Annotated in this window: 1 protein-coding gene; it reads right to left on the bottom strand. The window is 62.3% G+C overall.

Features of this window, described 5'->3' with window-relative positions:
* Nucleotides 1-38: 38 nt before the first annotated feature.
* The coding region (locus K206_RS40645) for a DUF4400 domain-containing protein (protein ID WP_043368065.1) at nucleotides 39-236 on the bottom strand (198 nt) is incomplete at its 5' end.

Here is a 236-nt window from a genome sequence, read left to right as displayed (position 1 = left end):
GAGCATCGACTACTTCCTGCGCTGCCGGTGGCGAGCACTCACAGGTACTTTTTGAAGCTCCCCGCAGTCAGAGACACCGCCAGTCCCAGCAAGGCGGCGCTCGGCAAGAGGATCAGTAATGGGTGTACCGAGATCGGCAAGGCCAGGTACGTGACCCAGGGCAGAACGGCTATGGGCATCAGGCTGGCTTTCGCACGGTGGTAGATGAAACCCGATTCGCGGCCCGCGCCGAACCG

This window comes from Cupriavidus sp. WS (genome assembly GCF_000395345.1).
Taxonomy (GTDB): domain Bacteria; phylum Pseudomonadota; class Gammaproteobacteria; order Burkholderiales; family Burkholderiaceae; genus Cupriavidus; species Cupriavidus basilensis_B.
The sequence above is the reverse complement of the archived record's forward strand: the minus strand, read 5'-3'. Positions and strand labels throughout refer to the sequence as shown.